This window comes from Mesonia oceanica (assembly GCF_902499555.1).
Lineage (GTDB): Bacteria > Bacteroidota > Bacteroidia > Flavobacteriales > Flavobacteriaceae > Mesonia > Mesonia oceanica.
Genome location: NZ_CABVMM010000017.1, coordinates 31,858 through 51,474, shown reverse-complemented (window position 1 = coordinate 51,474; position 19,617 = coordinate 31,858). Strand labels below are relative to the sequence as shown.

Below are 19,617 nucleotides of genomic sequence, written 5' to 3'. Positions count from 1 at the left end.
TTGGTACTATTTTATTTGACTTGCAAGAATTTTGTCCATCAATTTATCTGAGGTTATTTTTTTAATAAAAAGAATGGGTTTGGCCAAGTGCCCTTTTGCATATCTTGCTCTCGGGTTTCTTAATTCAATAGCTTTCTTTATTAATTCCGCAATAACACTTGGAGCAGAACTCTTATCATCACTGTTTTTAATCACGTTTGCAAATTTTGATGCCATAGCTTTGTATGCTCCCCTACCTGATGTCTTTATCAAATTATCATAGGCAATTTTGCTCCATTCTGATTTAATGGCACCTGGCTCAATAAGGATTACATCAATCCCAAAAGGTCGGACTTCATTTCTCAAACTATCGCTTAAACCTTCCAATGCGAATTTACTGGCGTGATACCAACCGCCTAAAGGTCCGGCTAACTTTCCACCTACTGAAGATATGTTTACAATTTTTCCAAATTTGTTCTCACGCATAGAAGGTAGTACCAACTGTGTAAGTCTCATAGCTCCAAATACATTTACTTCTAATTGATACTTAGCGTCTTTTATCGGAACATCTTCAATAGCACCGTGTGAACCAAACCCCGCACTATTTACCAAAATATCAATATGACCGTTGGTTTCGTCTAAAATTTGTTTGACACAGGCAACAATAGTTTCGTCTTTTGTAATGTCCATAGCAATGGGCTTGACTCCAAATGCTTTTAAATCTTCCATTTTTTCAAGCCTTCGTGCTGCTCCATATACGTTATAATCATTTTGTGTCAATAATTTTGCAGTTTCTTTACCCATTCCTGCGGATGCTCCTGTGATTAATGCGACTTTTTTCATCTATTCTAAGTTTTACTTCCAACAATAGCACAAAGTTAGATGATATATAAGCTGTCTGTTTTGCTCACAGGTTCAAATATGTTTTGTCAAAAGCTCAATAATTGGGTTAAGGGAGGTCGTTTTTAAATAACAGATAGCGGTCTTGTATATGGCTCGTAGCGTGCAAATTAGAAAATTATTTTCGGGTTGAGCACAAGCCAGATTTTTAAATTTTTCTATTTATTTTTTTTATTGGAAATCGTCAAATTTAAAAATTGGGCGACTTTCCAAAAATGCTATAACTTCGTTTAAGCATCTAATTAGCTATGAGCTATATACGTCTTTGTTAGCCACTGGCTTTATTTTAGTAATGTTTTTAAATTTTCAAAACCTGTTTTAATTTCTTTGTTATTCATTAGTCGAGATAATTCTCCTTTAAAGTTCTCAATTTTTTCAATTAAATCTTTTACTGGTGGTGAAGTTATACTTGGCTTCACAATAGATAATAACTCACGAAATTTTCTTTGACATAATGAAAATTGTAATCTGCTGGAAATTCTTGTATCACTAAAGGATAATGCAGCTATGTTAGCTTGATGAGCATCTAAATTTGATAATATCTCCTCGTAAATTGGATTCGCACTCGAAGCAACACCGTTACCATTTGTTAGAAACACTTCAACTATAGCCATTACAAATTTTTTGTTGACCGCTTTTGGTACTTTGAGAGGCTCTCCAACAATTCGTTTTAATTGACGAGCAAATGATGGTTCATTATAAAAATTGTTGAAGTTACGATGAGCGCTTAGTAGGTTGTCAATTGCCGTTTCTATTTCGACAGCTCTTAGTTCGTCAGGTATATAGCTTTCCGCATCTACAATTTGCAAAAATTGACGAGCTAATTTTTTCTCTGCTTGACTGTTACTTGCAACGAAGTTTGCATATTTTAGTCCAAATGCGTCTTTATTGTCTTCATCAACTCTTCCCCAAATAAGTGGTAATAATCTATTGATATTTTGATGAGTTTGGCTATCTGTATCTTGTTTTACATAAATACCGAAAAATCCAGATGCTAAATTATCAATTTGTTCTTGTGTCAACTCAGTTGTAAAGACGGATATTTCTTCTGCATCTTGTTCGGAAATAGAAGTATTTTTGACTCCAACCAAAAGTTGCTTTATTCGGATTGTAATATTTGAAATAGGAAGAGTGATTACTTCCTTAACACAAGTTTCTAACCAAGAAACTAATTGTAAACCTGTTATTTCATTCTGATTCGGATGAGCAGCACTCGCCCAGTTTCTCATATAATTGATATACTCTAAGTGCTTGAATCCCAATTCTGAAATGAGACCTATTTCTTTAGCTCCTTTGATTAGGTCATAGTCATCTACTTTTGTTAAGTCACTTTCGTCTTTTAGTCTCTTTCGTCTATCTTGGTTAGTTACAGCATTATCATAAAAATATTCAATGTCGTATTGAATAACTCTTTTTCTAATTTGTAGAATAGTTTCGTCCCACAAATAATTCAGTGCTGCATCAAAAAGGCCAGAAGCAACTCCAGCGATAAATTTAGAGAGATAAATTGATTGTTCTTTTTCCGCATATCCAACTTGGTCTAAAACAGAGTCAACATTTTTAAAAACATTAGTTCTCTCTGGTATTCCAACAAATATTCCTTCGGTGGGCAAATTATGAGTTGCTAAAAATGTTTGAAGTCCATTTTCGAAGTCTCTCAATTGAGTGTCATAAGAGACATTTTGAACTTCACTTTCAGTTTTTACTATTTCAGTTTTCGGTTTTTCTTCCATTTAGATTGGTTTTTTTTTGGCTTGTGGCTAACTTATTATACTGCCTCTAAAATAAATATTTATCCTTTAAAATCTGGGATAACAGCAGTTTTTTCTTTCCTCAAAAGCTTCATAACAATCTGTTTCGGTAAAACATTCCAACAAAAATAACTGCTGCTAAAGGTGATTTTGTCACGGTTGTCGAACTTCATACGCTTATCAAACATCAATAATTGTAAATCTCTGTCTTTAAATAGGTGTTTTGGAGCGGCATCATTGAGCCAGGTATTGGTCATTAATAAAGCAAAAGGTTTGTTGAAGTGAAGGGCGCGTTTAAAAATCAAACGTTTGTTGGTAAAGGGTGGATTAGAGATAAGGATATCCCAATGCTTAGGTTCGTAGGTGTAAAAGTTCTCCCCTTTTGAAATATGGGAATATACTACTGGGTTTTGAAGAGAGATAAGTTTGACAAACCAACTTTCTTCAGTATCAAAAGGACACCAAATGGTTTTGCCTTTGGGGATGTATTCTAAAATTGGGAGTACACCATACGCCGGGGTATGGCATTCATCGTTTTTCCCTTGGGAATACAATATGTTTCCCGAACCTATCATACCCGTTTGTCATTGCTTTTTTTATCAAAAGCAATCAAATTAAAAAGTTCGCGCATCCGGCTTCGTACCCTGTTACCATAGCGTTCTTCAAGTTCATCAGCATTTAGATTTGTTGTGGCGTGAGTCTTGATTTTATGTTTGGTTTGCAAATACAGATCATAACGAGATAAAAGAACTTCCCCCATAACGTTTAGATCTTTTCCGTAAAACCTTCCAGCGGGTTCTACGCCCAAGTCGTCGAAACAAAAAAACTTCGAATTACCGTATTCTTCTATAGTTTTAAAACCTAAATGATTAAAGCTAAAGCTTACATTTCTGCAAGGAATCATTTCATAGGGTCGCTGGAAAGGAACTAGATGGCGAAGCAGTGTCATCAAACTGGTTTTTCCGCAGCCTACGGGTCCTGAAAGCAAAATTCCTTTGTCAACATCAATCTCATATTTTTGACAGTTTTCCTTGTCTTTAATGAAGTAGGAACAGAGTTTCAATAAAATATCTTTGTCCTCTTCATAAATTTTAAATTTCTTTCCAAAGAGTAGCTTCCCCTTGGCATTCAGGTAAATTAAGATTTTTGAAAAATCATATAGTACACTTTTGCCGTCGAATTTACCAAGCGAATATTCCACGCCACCTTCGGTTATTTTAGAGGGGTTGTCCATAATCTTTGTTTTTAGTGGTTCGTAAGTTGTCCTGTTTTTGGGACGGTTGTTTTTTGTTTGGTTTGTTTTCCTCGTCAAATATTTCGGTTCTGTCCATCCAGTTGATGGCTACGGCTCTCCAATCTCTGATTTCTTTTCCATCGCCTGTTTTCCAATTTCTGGTTTGGTAATGCTCAAAGAATTTTTTTGCTTCATCAGCATCAAAACCTTTTTCTTCAAAAAAAATAAAAACGGCCTGCCAGCCCTTTGGTTGTTTTATTTTGTTTTCTTGTTTGTTATTGTTTATAGTAGATACCAATGCTTGTCCACCTATGGGACGGTGCGAGTCCACAGCTTGTCCATTTGTGGGATGGTGGTGTCCCTCAAGCGGTACACTTCTGGGATGGTACTGTTCCGCAAGCTGTTCTAATTCGGGATGGTACTGTCTCATAACTGGTTCATCACTTGTCCCAATAATGGCCATCTTGATTTTGCTGCCTTTGTAGGGATTGTTGGAAGGGTAATAGGTTAAGTATTGCCAAGAATCTAACTCGACGATACATCTATGATAAGTTGATTTAGAACCTATTTTTGCACAGCGCATCAAATCCCTACGGTTCACATAGAATTCATCCAAAAAGCGACAACTGTTCCATTCTTGGAACAGCGCCATATACAGGCTGATATGCGTTGGATTAAGGCGGTCATCAAAATAGAACTTCTCAAAAGCCGAATTCAATAGCTTTATGTAGTTCATCTCTTATGAATTTAAATCGTGCTGTACACGATTGGTATCCATAACATTTTGAATCTCTTCCGCATCATAATAAATAATGCCGCCTACTTTGGTGTAGGGAAGAGTGCCATTAATTCGTAAATTTTGAAGTGTTCCTGGACTTATTTGGAGTAGATCCATAACTTCAGAGGATTTAAGATACCTCTTGATTTTTCCAGAAGATTGTTTGGTTAGAAGGTTTTTAATGTCATCGAGCAATTCCATTTTGAATTCCCGAAGATCGTCTGTGGTAATAATACTTGTTGGCATAATAGAACGATTTATGGAAAAGCCTCAATAAATTAAATAGTAGACTTTTACCTGATTTAACTTTCGTTCTACGAATTTGAAGAGTTTTATTGGGTTTTATTCACAAGTCGAACCCAAGTTGGGTGAAGATTTAACATTCTATTATTTAGCGTTTTTTGAGATGATTTAATTGATTAAAAGCTAACTCCATTATACAAAATGGGCTTAAATTTACTTTTAAAAGAAACACCCAAGTTGGTTGTAACTTGGGGATCTATTCTGTGAATGATTGCTTTTAATTTAGTTATCTGCTTCTTTAATTTTTTTCAGGAGGCTTATTTTCAATAAATCTAAAAATCTAGCGTAATCTTCTTTACGACCTCTGATTTCCAAAAAGCTTCGGTAGTAATTTCCTAAGTCAATGTCAAATATTTTTTCAAAAGCGGTCGCTAAATCCTTAATGTCTCCTTTTACGGCTCCAGATGCTATTAATGAATAAATAAGTTCAATTAAATCAATTTTATTTGAAGTCCAGGTAAGGCTCAAACTTTCTAATAATTTTTCATTGTTAGAAATTTTTCTTGTTGATTTTTTCAAGTCATTCAATTCGTTAGTGTAGTGGTTTAATAATAGGTCATATGCTAAAATCTTTGCAACAGCATTATCGTGGCTCGTAGAGAATTCAGCATCTGTATAAAAATGGGAAGTGTCGGACAGTAAACCTATGTTATCATTACCGCGTAAAAAATAAAACTCATCTAGAAAGGTGGCATTCTGTCTGTAATATTTAATAAACTCACTATTATAGTAGTAATATTCTTGTAGTTTTTTTATTTCTGTATCTAAGTAATTACGCTTTGACTTATCAGTGCCTCTTGGTTTCTGAAGTAGATACTTGTATAACTTAGCATAAAATTTAAGTTGTCCGTAGATAAATGGTTTTTGTTTTTTAAAAAAGAGGATTTCATTTTCTTTATTGATGAAATTTCTCTTGCGCAGTACAACTCTTAGTTGCTGTAGATATTTTCGAGATAATTTAATGCCTTTTTCGACGTTTGAAAATTCATTTAGGTTCTTATCGTTAACATCATCAAGAGCCAACTTACATTCATCAAGTATATGTTGTATTTCATTTGTCAAAATTAAACTCTGTTTCTAAATAATTTTTTTCATATTTTGCTTTCGTTCAATTATTGCTCATAAACCGATCATCACTAATGCGAGTATAATAAAACTGGCATAAGTCCAAGGATTGTATCAACCCTTATAAATAATAAATTGACCAATAGTTGCTCCCAATGTTGACACTTAAATTTCCGAATAAATTAGCTAAGCTATTGATAAATAAATTTTAGAACATTAGAAACAGTAAAAACCATATCTGTAGATACATTCAAAATGCCTACAATTTTGAATAGACTTTGTCCGAATGTATTTCTTAATCAAAATGGTTTGTAGTCTCATTGAATAATAGCAATATTGAGAGTTCAATAAAAATAGGAAATGGATTTTGCCGATGGTTTTGCAAAATTTTGAATTTCAAACTGACAAACATTTGTCTCAATATTATTCCAGTACTAAGGCTACTATTTTGAGCGAACAAAAATGAACGTCGAGTAGGTAAGGGGGAGTCTCACCCCCTAAACGCCCATACAACCGAAAGTGGACCTTAGAATTCATACGGCTCTTCTTGATCAAAACATTTTACTAAGGTCTCCAGCAGGGATATTTCCAATGCTTAAAGAGTCTTGGAAAATATTTTGAGTGTCTTCGGGGTTACTTGGTCGGTCTGCGTTGGAATCTGCGGTATTTATTCCGCAGCCATTTCCCAAGCTAAAAAAACCTTTGACAGAACTCTTAACCCTCCAGACTGATGCAAAACCGATGATATTACTAGCATTGCTTTAATTAGTTCTTACCATGGAATCTCCCCTGTTTCAGGATTATGAAATTCGCTGATAAATTTCCCATTTGGTCCGTCCTGACCAATGATGGCATATTTAGCAATGCGTCCCCCTGCATTTTCAGCTGTATCAGTGCCATTGTGGTTGTTGAAATCAGTGGCGATAAAGCCGGGGTCAACAGCATTTACTTTAAAGGCAGTTTCCCGTAATTCATAGGCAAGGCAGACGGTGTACATATTTAATGCTGCTTTGGAAGGGCCGTAAACCGCTGCCTTATGATGATAAAACTCCCAGCTTGGGTCGCTGTGTAAAGTGATGGAGCATCCGCTTGAAGATACATTGACGATTCGGGGTTCGGGAGATTTTCTTAGCAAATCAATAAAAGATTGGGTAACCCTTACCACTCCAAATAAATTTGTATCGAAAACCTCTTTATAAGTATCTATGCCTGAGTTAATTGATGTTTGGGGGAAACCTCCTCCGCTTATTCCTGCATTGTTAATGAGTGCATCCAGTACTTTGGTGCTTTTGCCTATCTCAATACGGGCAGCATTTATGGATTCCTGATCGGTGACATCTATTTGTATCGCTTTTAAATGGTCCAAACCTTCGGCTTTAAGTTTTTCTACAGCTTTCAGACCGTTTTCTATTTTGCGGCTGCCCAGGTACACAAATAGTCCTTTTTGCAATAATTGCCGTGCCGTTTCATAGCCCACGCCTTTGTTAGCTCCTGTGACTAATGCTGATTTCATATTTCTGATTTTTAAATTAATATTACAAAGCTGCATATTTCAGAAATGAAACCACTTGTCATTTGGCAAAAAGCGTTTTTATTGGATATTTTTTCTTATTCTGCTCAATGAAGAAGGTGTAATGCCCAAATAAGATGCAAGATGTGATAATGGAATGCGGTTGGCAAGCTGCGGGAATTTATCTATAAATGTCAAATACCGGGTGGTCGCATCTTGTTCGATCAACGGACTTCTTTTTTCCAATTTTTGCAGTAAGATTTTCTGTATCATCTTATTCACGAGGTTATCCCAACCGGGCATGCTTTGAGAAAATGCTTCCCAATCGGACTTCGATATAACGATTAGTTTGCAGTCCGTTACCGCTTGTATGTATTCGGAGCTTTCCATATGGCTCTCGAAGCTTTTCATTTCTACCACCAACTGGTTTTCATCAAAGAAATAGCGGGTTATATCTTCGCCTTTATTGTTGTAATAGCAAACCCGCACCACACCTTCGACAATAAACCCTACTTGTTGTGCAATTTTTCCTGCTTCTGAAAAGTACTCATCTTTCTTCAACTCTAACTCTTTTACCCTCTCGGAAATAAATGCTATTTGCTGTTCGTTTAATTGTCCGAAATGTAAGATATATTCGATAAATTCTTTCATAGCCGCAAGTTAGTGATTTTTATTCCTTTCGAATTTTACCTGTTTAAAAGTGTTCTTTCTGGGGGATAGTCCTTAGAAACCTCCAAATCCACGATTCTTGACCCCTCTATAATCACTCATACCAAGGTCGAAGAACTTTCGAAATAGATTAAAATGGCTAGCTATACTCATTAAATTTTGTGTCCTTTAAAAGTAAAGTTGTTCACTAGCCAACTAGAGGTCTTGCATCAGCGCATCAGCTTGTGTCAATAAAGAGATCAGTGGAAAGGTTCATTTACCGGTTCTCAATGCTGCATTAATTTTTCCCGCTGGCACTTCCACTTTCTCTAATGCCAAATGTGCTAAAGTCATCTCTGCATTTTTAATACTGTTCTATTTTGGAATCAGGCGTTCTTAACTGTATTTATCATAATGACTTCAAATGCTTATCCAAAAATTGATAAACAGCTTTTCTGGCTGCTATAGCCTCGGGTATTCCGGGATAGTATTGATAGGCGTGCCATCCTCCTTCTCCCACTAAGAGTTCAGTATTGATCCCACCTTCTTTTAATTTCCAAAAGGTTCGCACGGAAATGCTCAGAAAAAGATCCCTTGTTCCGGTAGATAAAATAGTGGGTGGAAAATTTCCTTTGTAATCTGCAAATACCGGTGATACCAACGGATCATTTACGTTTACATCCTCCGGTAAATATAAATTCTTAAAAAGTTTATCAGCGCTGTTTTTTAAAGCAATAACATCCCGGCCATCATTAAAATAATAGGAGTCATTTCCTGCAAAGTTAAGATCCAATGCAGGAGTGAACAATACATTCGCATCAGGCATCCTGAGATTTTCAGATTGTGCTTTGAGCAACATAGATTGTAAGATTTGCCCACCGGCAGATATGGACGAACTTACTATCTTTTTGTCCGGAAATTGTCGGGTTAATGCTTTATAAACCTCAAGAGATTCATTGATAGCCACTGGGTACTTTACTTCGGGCGACAATGAGTAATCGACCGAAAAAATAGGATAACCATATTCATTTGCCATCAACATGGCAGCTCTTTCGTAAGGCGTACCCATCATAAATCCTCCACCGTGTAGGTGGAAACCTATGGTGTTTTCGTTGCCGGGTTGAATGTGTTTGGGTTGGATGATAGCAACTTTTACATTGGCTATGGAAGTGTCTTTTGTTGTAAACTCAAAGCGTTTGTGCATATCTTCCAACATCCAGTTTTCATAAGCATGCCACTGTTCTCTGGCCATCAATTTTTGCTTGTCGTTGAGGTTGATGAGCGGAAATCGGTAATACTTGAATGACTTAATTGAATCCTGCGCTTGCTGACTCATGTGAGCCATTTGTTTGGGATCAGAGATTTTGACTTGATAAGCACAGCCAGATAACAAAAGCATCACCATCGATGATAATACAATTAATTTTTTCATTGTGGTTCTTTGTTTAATGAACAGCAAAGTTACAATAGGATGGAGGCTGGCTGTTTTCTTGAAAAGTCCTTATTTGTTTGTTGAAACGTTCAGATAAGGGTTAGGGAGATTATAATTGACGAATTGTCGCTATTTAATTGCACACCTCACTTGGCGGGAAACCATAGTGCTTTTTGAAGGCAAATGAGAAATGCGAAAGATTTTCAAAACCAACTTCCAGATAGACATCGGTTGGTCGTTTTTTCTTTTGGGCCATGAGATAATGTGCCATCTCTAAACGTTTCCTTTGTACCCATTTTTCCGGAGGTGAATCAAAAATCTTTGAAAAGTCCCTTTTAAAAGTAGAAAGGCTCCGCCCCGTTAGTTTGGCGAAAGTGCCTACAGGTACATTGTATTGATAATTCAGGTTCATAAAATTTTCCAAATCTACTTTATAAGGCTCCTTGAAGTCAAACAAAAAGTTTTTGAAAGAAGAATCGATTTGCAACAAAAGCTCAATAGCTTCCCTAGTTTTAAGCTCGCATATTTGGATTGAGAGCTTCTCGGGATGGCTTTCATAAGGGATGAGTGAATCAAAAAAACCTTTGATGACAGGATTTCCTGTAAGCTGGATGACTGCTTTTCCCCGATAGGGTTGTTGCTCCTCCATGGCATTTTCAGCAGCATATCGCCGAAGTGTTTGCTGGTCAAAAAACACACCTATCATTTTAAAGGGTTCTCCGGTAGCCGATGGCTTTTTGTATTTTTTGACCAATTGGTTCCTGCGCATCAAACCTATAGTGTCTGGCTTCACTATATAAGAACCTTCATTGGTAAAATATTCCGCTTCCCCTGACAATGTAATTCCCAGACTATGTTCTGGTAAAAATTGCTCAGAACTCTGCTCTTTTTGATAAGAACAGGAGTATAAAATGTTATGTTGTATTATTTGATGACTTTCCATAAGTGTTTATTTTGCCTGCCCCATTATTAATTTATCCATCATATTGTCAGACAAAATCCTTTTTAAAGTTAACAAAAATTTCGCGTCCCACTTTCCACTCACATATCTTGCCTTGGGACTTGTAGATTCTATGGCTTTAAGAATAAGCTGGGCAATGTTTTCAGGAGCGGAAACATTTTTGGCTACTTTTTCGAAAGTATTATACACTTTGCCAGCCAGATCTTTGTAATGAGTATCGCCCGAAACCTTCATCAGGCTGTCAAAAGCAATGTTGGCCCATTCCGATTTTGTCGCTCCCGGTTCTACCACAATGACATCTATTCCAAAAGGCTTAACTTCCATCCGCATACAGTCACTAAGGGCTTCCAGGGCAAATTTGCTCGCGTGGTACCATCCACCCATGGGCAATGCTACTTTCCCTCCAACAGAGGAGATATTAATTATTTTACCTTGGCCATGTTCCCGCATTTTGGGCAGCACCAATTGAGTTAATCGCATAGCCCCCATGACATTTACTTCCAATTGATAGCGGGCATCGTCCATACTTACATCTTCAATAGCACCGTAAGAACCAAAGCCGGCATTGTTTACCAACACATCTATACGCCCAGCTTCATTAAAAATTTGATCGACCGCAGTAATCATACTTTCATTCTTAGTAAGATCCAGAGCAAGAGGTTTGATGCCCAATTCTTTCAAATCATTCATTCTATCTAACCTGCGGGCGACACCGTAAACATTGTATCCTTTTTCTGCCAAGAGAATGGCGGTTGCTTTGCCAATACCTGCAGAAGCTCCTGTTATTAATGCTACTTTATTCATTGGCCTGGTTTTTTTACAAAGTTAGATGGCAGGCTTTTTAATCGTTTTGCTCAGGAGCTCAAATTTATTTGTTCAGCAGCTCAATATTAATGTATTCGTCAGTAGCGCTTAAAATGAAAGATAATCTTTATATCAGCCTCGTATTTTATGCCATGGTCATTATTTTAAAATAAATTTAGTCTCCAGTAAAAGTTGTTCACTATCTCGCCAAAGCTCCTGCATCAATGTGTCATTTTGTGCCAGTTTAGAAGGTAGTGGGAAAGTTATTTTACCAGCCCTTAATGCCACATAAATATTTGCTGCCGGCACCTCCACTTTTCCCAATGCCAAGTAGGCTAAAGTGATACCGGCATCTTGAATGCTGTTTGATTTTGGAAGCATGCGTTTGCGCAAAATGGGTATGGTAAAAACCTGCCATGCCAACCGCATAAATAATGTCCCTTTTTGAAGTAAACCTGTACCGGGAGTTGCTCCGGGATCGTAAGCGATGCATTGCCAATTGTTTTGCTTTGCCTCAGCTGTGGAAACAAGGTGTCGTATTGTGAGAATGGTGCATAATTTTGATGACGAATAGGCACGTTGTGCGTTGATGGTCATTTTTTCATCCAAAGTTTTATCCTTTTCAGGATATGCCAACCAAATCGCATTGGCGTGTTTGGGAGGCGCTACCATCGCATTTTCAGAAGGATCATGAGTGCCACTTGTAGTCATTATGATTCTAGCATTGGTATCCAAATAGGGCATCAATAATCTTAATAAGTAAAAATGAGCTAAATGATTCACCGCAAAAGTCATTTCAAAACCATCAACTGTTCTTGAATTAATATCAGGATGGTTCAAACCCGCATTGCAAATAAGTACCTGAATTTTTTTAGGTTTGATTTTTTTTGTGATTTCTGAAACGAATGAACGGACATTCTCCAAACTATTTAAATTCAGCGGAATGTGTTCTGCACCTTGGATTTCCTTGTTCCTATTTCCTAAAAACACCCTTGTATGCGGGTTGTTTATTAACTCTTTTGCAGTGATCCCCCCAAAACCAGAGGTGCCACCTGTCATAACAATGTTTAATTTTCCCATATCACTTTTTATTTAGGGTAAAGAAAGCAACAGGTTTTTTATCAAAATTGTACAGGAACGACTTCCTTATTAGTCATTTAATTTTGAAATGTACCTGTAAAAAGGGGCTTTCTCAAAAAAACTCTTGGGACTGTAAGCTGTAAACCGCTTAAATTCTCTTATAAAATGTGCCTGATCATAATAGCCTGCCTGATAGCCAACTTCGGTAAGGCTTATTGGTTGTTTCTCCATTAACAAGGACTTTACATTTTCGAAATGGCAGATTCTATTGAATGTTTGAATATTGACACCCATAAGTGCTTTAAACCTTCTTTCTATTTGGCGTTGGCTTAACGGTATTTCCTTTATTATGGATTCTAGCGAATTGCAGGTGTCCTTTGTTTTAATAATATCCGCTATCCTAAAGATGCGTTTGTCAATTTCATTTGGTTTGATGAATAGTTTCATCAAAAACGCTTCTGCTATTTCAATTTGAGTAGTAACATGTGCTGTTTCCATGAGTTTGTTTTGCGTTTTTCGAAAAGAATTTCCCCAAACTGAAGAAGCCGATAGTGCTTCATTGCCAAGATGTTCCATAGGAATATCCGTAAAGCGACTCAAACCGTAGGGAGAAAATTTTACTATAAGTCCCCGTGCGGTTGCCATTTCTTTCCAGTTTAAGATTTTGGAACCGTCGGATATACCTAAAAGCACCCCCGTTTCTATGGTTTGCTTGTTAGCGGAGAAAGGAATAGAAGATATCAACAGAGTGGCCCCGGGTCTCGACAAAAAGACCTTAGTATTTATTTTGGTCGTATGAAGGGCTAATATCACATAACTTTCAATGTAAGGTCTTAATTCCTGGCGGGTTGGGAAAATTTCAGTATAGTTTATCATATCAATTAAACCTCGCCCTAAATGCCATCGGGCTTTGGTTTGTTTTTTGCTTAAATAATTTACTGAAGGATTGCGGATATTCAAAACCAAGTTCATAGGCAATTTCACTGATCGAAAGTTCGTTGGTCGATAATTTTTCTTTGGCTTTTTCAATTATCTTGTTCTGTATGTGTTGTTGCGTGCTTTGGCCGCTAATTACTTTCAACATACTGCTTAAATAATTAGGCGAAAGGTTTAAATCGTTTGCTACTTGTGTAACCGTTGGAACTCCATTAATTAGAATATCACTACTATTAAAATAACTATCTAATTTTTCTTCGAGCTTTACAAGGATTTGATGATTGTTGATTTTCCGAGTAATAAATTGTCTTTCATAATAACGTTCAGCATAATTTAACAATAACTCTACTTGGGTAATAATTATATTTTCACTGAATTTATCAATATTTGCCTGGTATTCTCTTTGTATATTTTTTAAAATATCTATAATAATATTTTCTTCTTTTTCTGACAAAAAAAGAGCTTCATTCACAGCATAACCAAAGAAATCGTAATTTTTAATAATTTTGGCTAATGGGGTATTCCACAAAAAATCTGGGTGAATAAGTAGTAACCACCCAGACGACTTTACTTCTATATTTTGGTTTATTTGAATGTTTAGAATTTGCTGTGGTGCCACAAACGACAATACACCTTCATTAAAATCATACGGTTGCTGACCATAATTAAATTTCTCACTTACATTTCGTTTTAATCCAATAGAATAAAAATCTTGTACCCACTTAATTTCATCTGAATCTGTAGGGTAATTAACCTTACTATAATCTACTAAACTAATTAATGGATGTTCTGGTTTTGGTAAATTACTATACCTATGAAATTCACTAAGGGATTTAAATTGATACATTTTTTTTATTCAATAAATTTAAGCATTAATTTTCTTTGTACAGTATCATTCCTGCGTGATACAAAATTCCATTTTTGAATTCTCCATCTGCCGTAAATCCAGTATCATCTTTATAATCAATATGATTTCCAATAACCTTATAGTCGCCTTGGTAAGCACTTTTCTTATTTCCTCTTGCTTCGTCATAGCGCTTGTTAGGCAATAATTCGTGACGGATATTACCATCTTCTGTTACCCACATACCAATGTATGCTTTGGATTCTTCAATGGTTTCAATAATGTTGTTTGACATATCTTTTAATTTAGAAAGTTCGTAAGTGTCTAAAAAAGCGGTAACTTTTACAATAGAGTCGTTTTTGAAAATAAGCATCCAAGCATAATGATTTTCGTATGTTTCATCTGTTATCGTGGTTGCCGTTCCTTTCCAATTTAGCCAAACCACATCATCTTCTGCTGTAATTGCTATTAATGCTGGTTTTATATTGGTTTTTAATTTAGATGTAATTGGAATCACTGCTTTTTGAATGAAATCATTTTTGCCTTTATAAACTCCAGAATAAGGTGATTTCCCAGTCACCGTCCATTCTACATTATTGGTTAACAGGTCAAAAAAACTACTTTCTGAAGTTGTCCATTTCTCAAATGCTAATTTAACCGTATTTTTATTCCTCTCCGCTTGATTCATTTCTTGGCTACAGGCCGTGTTACCTAATAAAAGTAACATAGAGGTGAACAATTGTGTCGCTATTGAAGTTTTCATTTATTAAATCCTGTTGAAGTTGCTAAAGTTTTATTCTCTGCCATCGCATTTTGAATGGTTTCAATTTTAAGATTTGCATAATGATAGGCGTCTTCTCCCATAAAAAAGTGTACGGGGGGTTGCTCTTTTTTGCTTAAAGCGATAAAAATTTTAGCTGCTTTTTCTGGGTCATTGGGTTGATTCCCATTCATATCTTTTAAGTGTGCCTGTTCCATTTCTCGAGCAGTTTTATAAGCTTTAATGGGATTATCAGGTGTTTGAACAGAACCCTCGGCTAAAAAATTGGTTCTAAAATAACCTGGATAAACTAAAGTTGTGTGTACGCCAAACGGTTTCATTTCTTCAGCTAATGCTTCGGTAAAACCAGCAACCGCAAATTTTGTGGAACAGTAAATACCAAAACCAGCAAAATTACCTGTATAGCCACCAATGGATGCGATATTGAAAATATGTCCAGAATTTTGGTTGCGTAGATACGGTGTGGCATTTCTAATAACGTTTAATGAACCGAATACATTTACTATAAAATTCTTTTCTACCTCTTCTTCTGAAAGTTCTTCTAATGTTCCAATCTGGCTGTAGCCGGCGTTATTGACTAAAACATCTACCTTGCCAAAATGGTTAATTGTAACTGCAATAGCTTTTTTAACATCTTGGTTTTTAGTTAAATCCATTTCAATGGGTAAGAATGTTTTATTCTCTTCTCCAATAGCAGTAATTAAGGATTGCCTATTTCTTGAAGTAGCGGCAACACTGAATCCCTCTGCTAATAATTTTTTGACTAATGTTAATCCCAGACCTTTTGATGCACCTGTTATAAACCATACTTTTTTTGTGTTCATCTTTTAAGTTTTTTGTGTTAAAATATTACACTACAAAATTGGCATTTGATTAGGTATTACAAATATCCATATCAACGAATTACATAATCAAAACAACGATTTGATAAATTAAAACTATTGATTGCTTTTTTGGAAAGTAAGATATTAAACCGCTATTTTATTATTTTTTCAAAATAGGTAATGTGGTCAAAAATAGTTGGTAGCTTTTTTAGATATAATGATTATTTTATCTCTGATTCGAAGAGGAAATAGGCTTTGGTGGAGACCAACTTATAAGCAATAGAATCAATCTCATAAAATAAAGAGCAACCTTAGGCTTGCTCTTTATTAATTCCTATTGGTAAATTTTGTGGCTTAATAAGAATGGGGGAAAAGAATAACTAGGTCTTTTAAAAAAGAAGTGTTATTTCAAGAAAGATTTACATCACGACTATTTTATCAGGAACTTAATCTTTAATGGAACTCCTTGGATTTAAAAATCGATCACACTATCCAAGGCATCATCAGCATCCTTATTAATAAAATTCGCTTGATAATTTATAGTGGTAGTTACAGAAGAGTGCCTATAAAGTTTTTGAAGCATTTGAATCGGGATTTTATCACCTGAAATATTTCCAAAACTATGTCTTGCGATATGCATACTCATTTTTTTCTTGATGTTCAGTTTAGCAGCCACTTTTTTTAAGTGTCTGTTTAAGTTTCGTGTTATGGTCTGTGTTCTAACAGAAACCATTTGAGAATTATCTAAATCAGTGCCTTTTAGGTAATCAAAAATTAAGTCATTCTTAAGTGAATAATTCTGTTGATATATTTTAAGAATAGCATTAGCCTTGTCAGGTATTTTTAAGGTGACCAGTTTACTGTTTTTGTTCATCCGATACATCAACCTACCATCATTAAAGTCAGACCATTTTAATCTTAAGACATCACCGACCCTTATGCCAGCGAAATAAAAACTAATAAGCCAAACGTGTACAGCTTTTTGTTGAGCCTCAGTTAAATCAGTTGCATTCTCCAATTTCTGGATTTCCTCTATATTAAATCCGATTTTTTGAGTCTCAGGAATTTTAATTTGGACTTTTCCTTTTCCAAAAGGATATCTCCCCCTGTCAACTAAAGACTCTGATATGGCTAGATTATAAATAGTCCGTATTAAAATGAGATAATTTACTACCGTTCTTGGAGAACGCTTATTATCGTGAAGTAGATAGGCTTCAAAATTTTTGAGAAGAGGAACATTTAACTCGTTAAAGGACAACTCCTTTTTTCTAAGAAATGTTTTGAATTTATTTAGACGACCAACTTCAGTATCATATTGATGATGGTTTCCTCTATTTTTAAGATTTGTCAGGTGCATATCTGCAACTTTGAAAAAATCGACTTTTTTGTTCTGCCTAATTTTTTTCTTGATGGAATTGACTGTTTGATAATCTGTGCTGCTTTCGGCTTCGAGAACTTTTTTATTTGCTTCAGCAATTTTTATGATTATAAAATTATTGATAGTACTCGCGTTGGGATGGGATTTTCTCACGCATCTATTTTTTTCATCCCAATACTTTTCTTCAATGTACTGACCCGTTCCCAAATAAGAACTCTTTCTGTCCTTAGTGATTCTAATCGCAATTGGATATTGTCCTTCAGGATTATTTTTTTTACGGAGTACTGCTTTAACTGTTGCCATAATAATTACTTGAGAATATAAAAGTAATAAAAATAGGTACAACATAGGTACAACATTTGTTGATTTTAAACCCTGTTATTTGATACTAAATCTTATTATATGAAATATAAATAATTGATTTACAGTATATTTATATTCACTTATTGTAGTGTGGTAAAATACTCATAACCCGAAGGTCACTGGTTCGAGTCCAGTTCCCGCTACTAGCAATGACAAGGCTTCACAGAAATGTGAAGCCTTTCTTTTTTGCAATGGGTACAGAATAGGTACAGAATCATAGCATTTTCAATTTGACATTTCTCTTGATTTCAAATGATATCATTTTGTAGCAAAAAACAGTATTGATGAAATATTTTAATACTTAAACGCATTTTTCATTAATTCCATTTCATTTCTGGAGATACCCAAATCAATAGCCATTTGCTCCCATTGGGCCACATTCTGCTGAATTGTATTGATAACAGCATTGGCTTTTTTTTCTTTTAACCGAAAATAAGGAGCGACTTCTCTTACTAAGTCTAAATCCAAAGCATTTTCATTTTCCGAAATATTAAGTTTTAAACCAGTACCATTTGGAGTTGGATTGATATCATAAGCCGGCGAAAGTATCCAACCGGAATCCGTTAAAAGGAATCCGTGATTGCGAAGGTGATCATCCGTATTCGAAATACAAACATTAAACGCAATACGTCTCCATAACTTCTGGAGATCGTTATCAACATCAGCTCCATTCTGCATTAAAAATTCCAGAAGTTCCAAATAACTAACCCCATCTTGATAGTCCGTTCCATCAGTATATTCTAATAAGGTCATTGCAGAAGCAAAATGAATACGGGTGCCATCGTTTTTACGATCAAATCGTTGGGTTAGAAATGTATGTTGATGGTGTGAAAATTTTTGTATCCTTGACGGTGCCATATCAATACCGGATTGAATCGCAAGTCGATAGGCAAGCATTTCCCAAGCACCCATATCTTGCTGGTCATTTTGGCTTGGAAATTTAGCAATCCATAAACTTCCTTCTGTATCCCGAATATTTGCCTTGGGTCTTGCTCCTCCCAAGGAAGACCCTGGTGCCATTAGCATATTGAGCCATTTTAGGTATTTCGGATTGTCTGGGGCGTTTTCTTTTTCAAGTTGTAAGCTGGCAAATTCAAGGTCTCTAAGTGCAGCGAAAGGTGGGGCAGCCATCGCTTCATTATCATCTAAAAAAGCACCGTTCTGTACTGTTTTAAAACGAAGTCCTCCCATTCGGTTATTATCGTAAACCCCGAGTAGATAATCCGACTCCATTAAAGTTTTAGGCCGGCGTTCTTCTTTCCTAGCTTTAGCAGCCTCTTTACGCATCATTAGGACTCGACCCCACCGATCAGGTGAAGAATCTAAAAAAATACCGAAATTGGATTTCTCATTGTTGAGGTACTGGGTACCTTCGAATAATTGTAAATCTGGATCTATGATTTGGGCATAATCCGATTGTAACCACCCTTTATCATATTCAAAAGAAAATATTTCTTTCCCTCTAGATGGCGTTACATATAAACTCCCCATTAGGAATGGTGAGTCTATTCCATCCCAATGCGCATATACCAATATTTCTTTTCGTTCCTGTGTCATTATTTCTTGGTATTTTTTGGACCACGTTCCTTAACGGTTAGATCAGCATCCTGTATTTTTCTGCCCAATATATCATCGTCGGCCAAAAGCAATATATCCTTCTCCAGACCTAATACTAATAAAACTTGGAGAATAATACCTAAAGAAACTGAAGGACTCCCTTTTTCTAGGGAAGAAAGTGTGGGACGGGAAATCCCTGCTCGTTCTGAAACCTGATCCATCGTTAGTTTCCTGCGTAAGCGTGCCAACTTGATATTTTCTCCCACTGCTTGTAAAAGCTTCTTATTTTTAGGTAGTAATATAATACTGCTTCTAGACATAACGTTAAATATATTTTGCAAATATATGGAATAAAGTAAATAGTATTTTACGTTACGAAAAAATTTTTTGTTTCCATTGGATGTTTATCCAACTTTTTTGCAAATAATTTTAGAAAATTTTTCGGAAGGTGTGTCGCTTGGAATTTTTATGGGTTCATTTATTTCTTCA

20 protein-coding genes are annotated in these 19,617 nt (G+C 35.7%); all 20 read right to left on the bottom strand.

Going from position 1 to position 19,617, the window contains the following annotated elements; translation table 11 throughout:
* Positions 1–6: 6 nt before the first annotated feature.
* The gene (locus FVB9532_RS17750; protein WP_150546523.1) at positions 7–822 is read right to left on the bottom strand and encodes an oxidoreductase; all 816 of its coding nucleotides are present in this window, start codon (positions 820–822) and stop codon (positions 7–9) included.
* A 338-nt stretch (positions 823–1,160) separates the two neighbouring features.
* Positions 1,161–2,612, bottom strand: coding sequence for a hypothetical protein (locus FVB9532_RS17745; RefSeq protein ID WP_150546522.1), 1,452 nt, complete (start codon positions 2,610–2,612; stop codon positions 1,161–1,163).
* Positions 2,613–2,671: 59 nt separating this feature from the next.
* Positions 2,672–3,205, bottom strand: a complete 534-nt coding sequence (locus FVB9532_RS17740) for a tRNA (adenine-N(6)-)-methyltransferase (RefSeq protein WP_150546521.1) — start codon at positions 3,203–3,205, stop codon at positions 2,672–2,674.
* Positions 3,202–3,864, bottom strand: coding sequence for a P-loop NTPase family protein (locus FVB9532_RS17735; RefSeq protein WP_150546520.1), 663 nt, complete (start codon positions 3,862–3,864; stop codon positions 3,202–3,204). The genes FVB9532_RS17740 and FVB9532_RS17735 overlap by 4 nt, the downstream gene beginning before the upstream one ends.
* A complete protein-coding gene (locus tag FVB9532_RS17730; RefSeq protein WP_150546519.1) occupies positions 3,848–4,600 on the bottom strand; it encodes a hypothetical protein in 753 nt (250 codons plus the stop codon). The genes FVB9532_RS17735 and FVB9532_RS17730 overlap by 17 nt, the downstream gene beginning before the upstream one ends.
* A gap of 3 nt (positions 4,601–4,603) precedes the next feature.
* Complete coding sequence (locus FVB9532_RS17725) at positions 4,604–4,888, bottom strand: helix-turn-helix domain-containing protein (protein ID WP_150546518.1); 285 nt, start codon at positions 4,886–4,888, stop codon at positions 4,604–4,606.
* A gap of 279 nt (positions 4,889–5,167) precedes the next feature.
* On the bottom strand, positions 5,168–6,007 hold the full coding sequence (locus FVB9532_RS17720; protein ID WP_150546517.1) for an RteC domain-containing protein: 840 nt from the start codon (positions 6,005–6,007) through the stop codon (positions 5,168–5,170).
* A gap of 775 nt (positions 6,008–6,782) precedes the next feature.
* A complete protein-coding gene (locus tag FVB9532_RS17715) occupies positions 6,783–7,523 on the bottom strand; it encodes an SDR family oxidoreductase (RefSeq protein WP_150546516.1) in 741 nt (246 codons plus the stop codon).
* A gap of 78 nt (positions 7,524–7,601) precedes the next feature.
* Positions 7,602–8,171 carry a Crp/Fnr family transcriptional regulator gene (locus tag FVB9532_RS17710; protein ID WP_150546515.1) on the bottom strand — a complete coding sequence of 190 codons (570 nt, stop codon included), beginning with the start codon at positions 8,169–8,171 and terminating at the stop codon, positions 7,602–7,604.
* Positions 8,172–8,577: 406 nt separating this feature from the next.
* The gene (locus FVB9532_RS17705) at positions 8,578–9,600 is read right to left on the bottom strand and encodes an alpha/beta hydrolase fold domain-containing protein (protein WP_150546514.1); all 1,023 of its coding nucleotides are present in this window, start codon (positions 9,598–9,600) and stop codon (positions 8,578–8,580) included.
* 133 nt (positions 9,601–9,733) lie between these two features.
* The gene (locus FVB9532_RS17700) at positions 9,734–10,543 is read right to left on the bottom strand and encodes a helix-turn-helix domain-containing protein (protein ID WP_150546513.1); all 810 of its coding nucleotides are present in this window, start codon (positions 10,541–10,543) and stop codon (positions 9,734–9,736) included.
* Positions 10,544–10,549: 6 nt separating this feature from the next.
* Positions 10,550–11,365: an oxidoreductase gene (locus FVB9532_RS17695; protein ID WP_150546512.1), complete on the bottom strand. Its 816-nt coding sequence runs from the start codon at positions 11,363–11,365 to the stop codon at positions 10,550–10,552.
* A 159-nt stretch (positions 11,366–11,524) separates the two neighbouring features.
* On the bottom strand, positions 11,525–12,445 hold the full coding sequence (locus FVB9532_RS17690; RefSeq protein WP_150546511.1) for an SDR family NAD(P)-dependent oxidoreductase: 921 nt from the start codon (positions 12,443–12,445) through the stop codon (positions 11,525–11,527).
* 69 nt (positions 12,446–12,514) lie between these two features.
* Entirely contained in the window at positions 12,515–13,321 is an 807-nt protein-coding gene (locus tag FVB9532_RS17685) for a helix-turn-helix domain-containing protein (RefSeq protein WP_194716575.1), read from the bottom strand.
* 1 nt (position 13,322) lies between these two features.
* Positions 13,323–14,228, bottom strand: coding sequence for a helix-turn-helix domain-containing protein (locus FVB9532_RS17680; RefSeq protein ID WP_150546509.1), 906 nt, complete (start codon positions 14,226–14,228; stop codon positions 13,323–13,325).
* Between the two features lie 25 nt (positions 14,229–14,253).
* Entirely contained in the window at positions 14,254–14,988 is a 735-nt protein-coding gene (locus tag FVB9532_RS19785) for an Atu4866 domain-containing protein (RefSeq protein ID WP_228482387.1), read from the bottom strand.
* Entirely contained in the window at positions 14,985–15,830 is an 846-nt protein-coding gene (locus FVB9532_RS17670) for an SDR family oxidoreductase (RefSeq protein ID WP_150546508.1), read from the bottom strand. The genes FVB9532_RS19785 and FVB9532_RS17670 overlap by 4 nt, the downstream gene beginning before the upstream one ends.
* Before the next feature lie 472 nt (positions 15,831–16,302).
* Complete coding sequence (locus FVB9532_RS17665) at positions 16,303–17,511, bottom strand: site-specific integrase (RefSeq protein WP_150546507.1); 1,209 nt, start codon at positions 17,509–17,511, stop codon at positions 16,303–16,305.
* Between the two features lie 354 nt (positions 17,512–17,865).
* On the bottom strand, positions 17,866–19,128 hold the full coding sequence (locus FVB9532_RS17660; RefSeq protein WP_150546506.1) for a type II toxin-antitoxin system HipA family toxin: 1,263 nt from the start codon (positions 19,126–19,128) through the stop codon (positions 17,866–17,868).
* Complete coding sequence (locus FVB9532_RS17655) at positions 19,128–19,448, bottom strand: helix-turn-helix domain-containing protein (RefSeq protein ID WP_150546505.1); 321 nt, start codon at positions 19,446–19,448, stop codon at positions 19,128–19,130. Before FVB9532_RS17655 ends, FVB9532_RS17660 begins: the two co-directional genes overlap by 1 nt.
* Positions 19,449–19,617 lie beyond the last annotated feature (169 nt).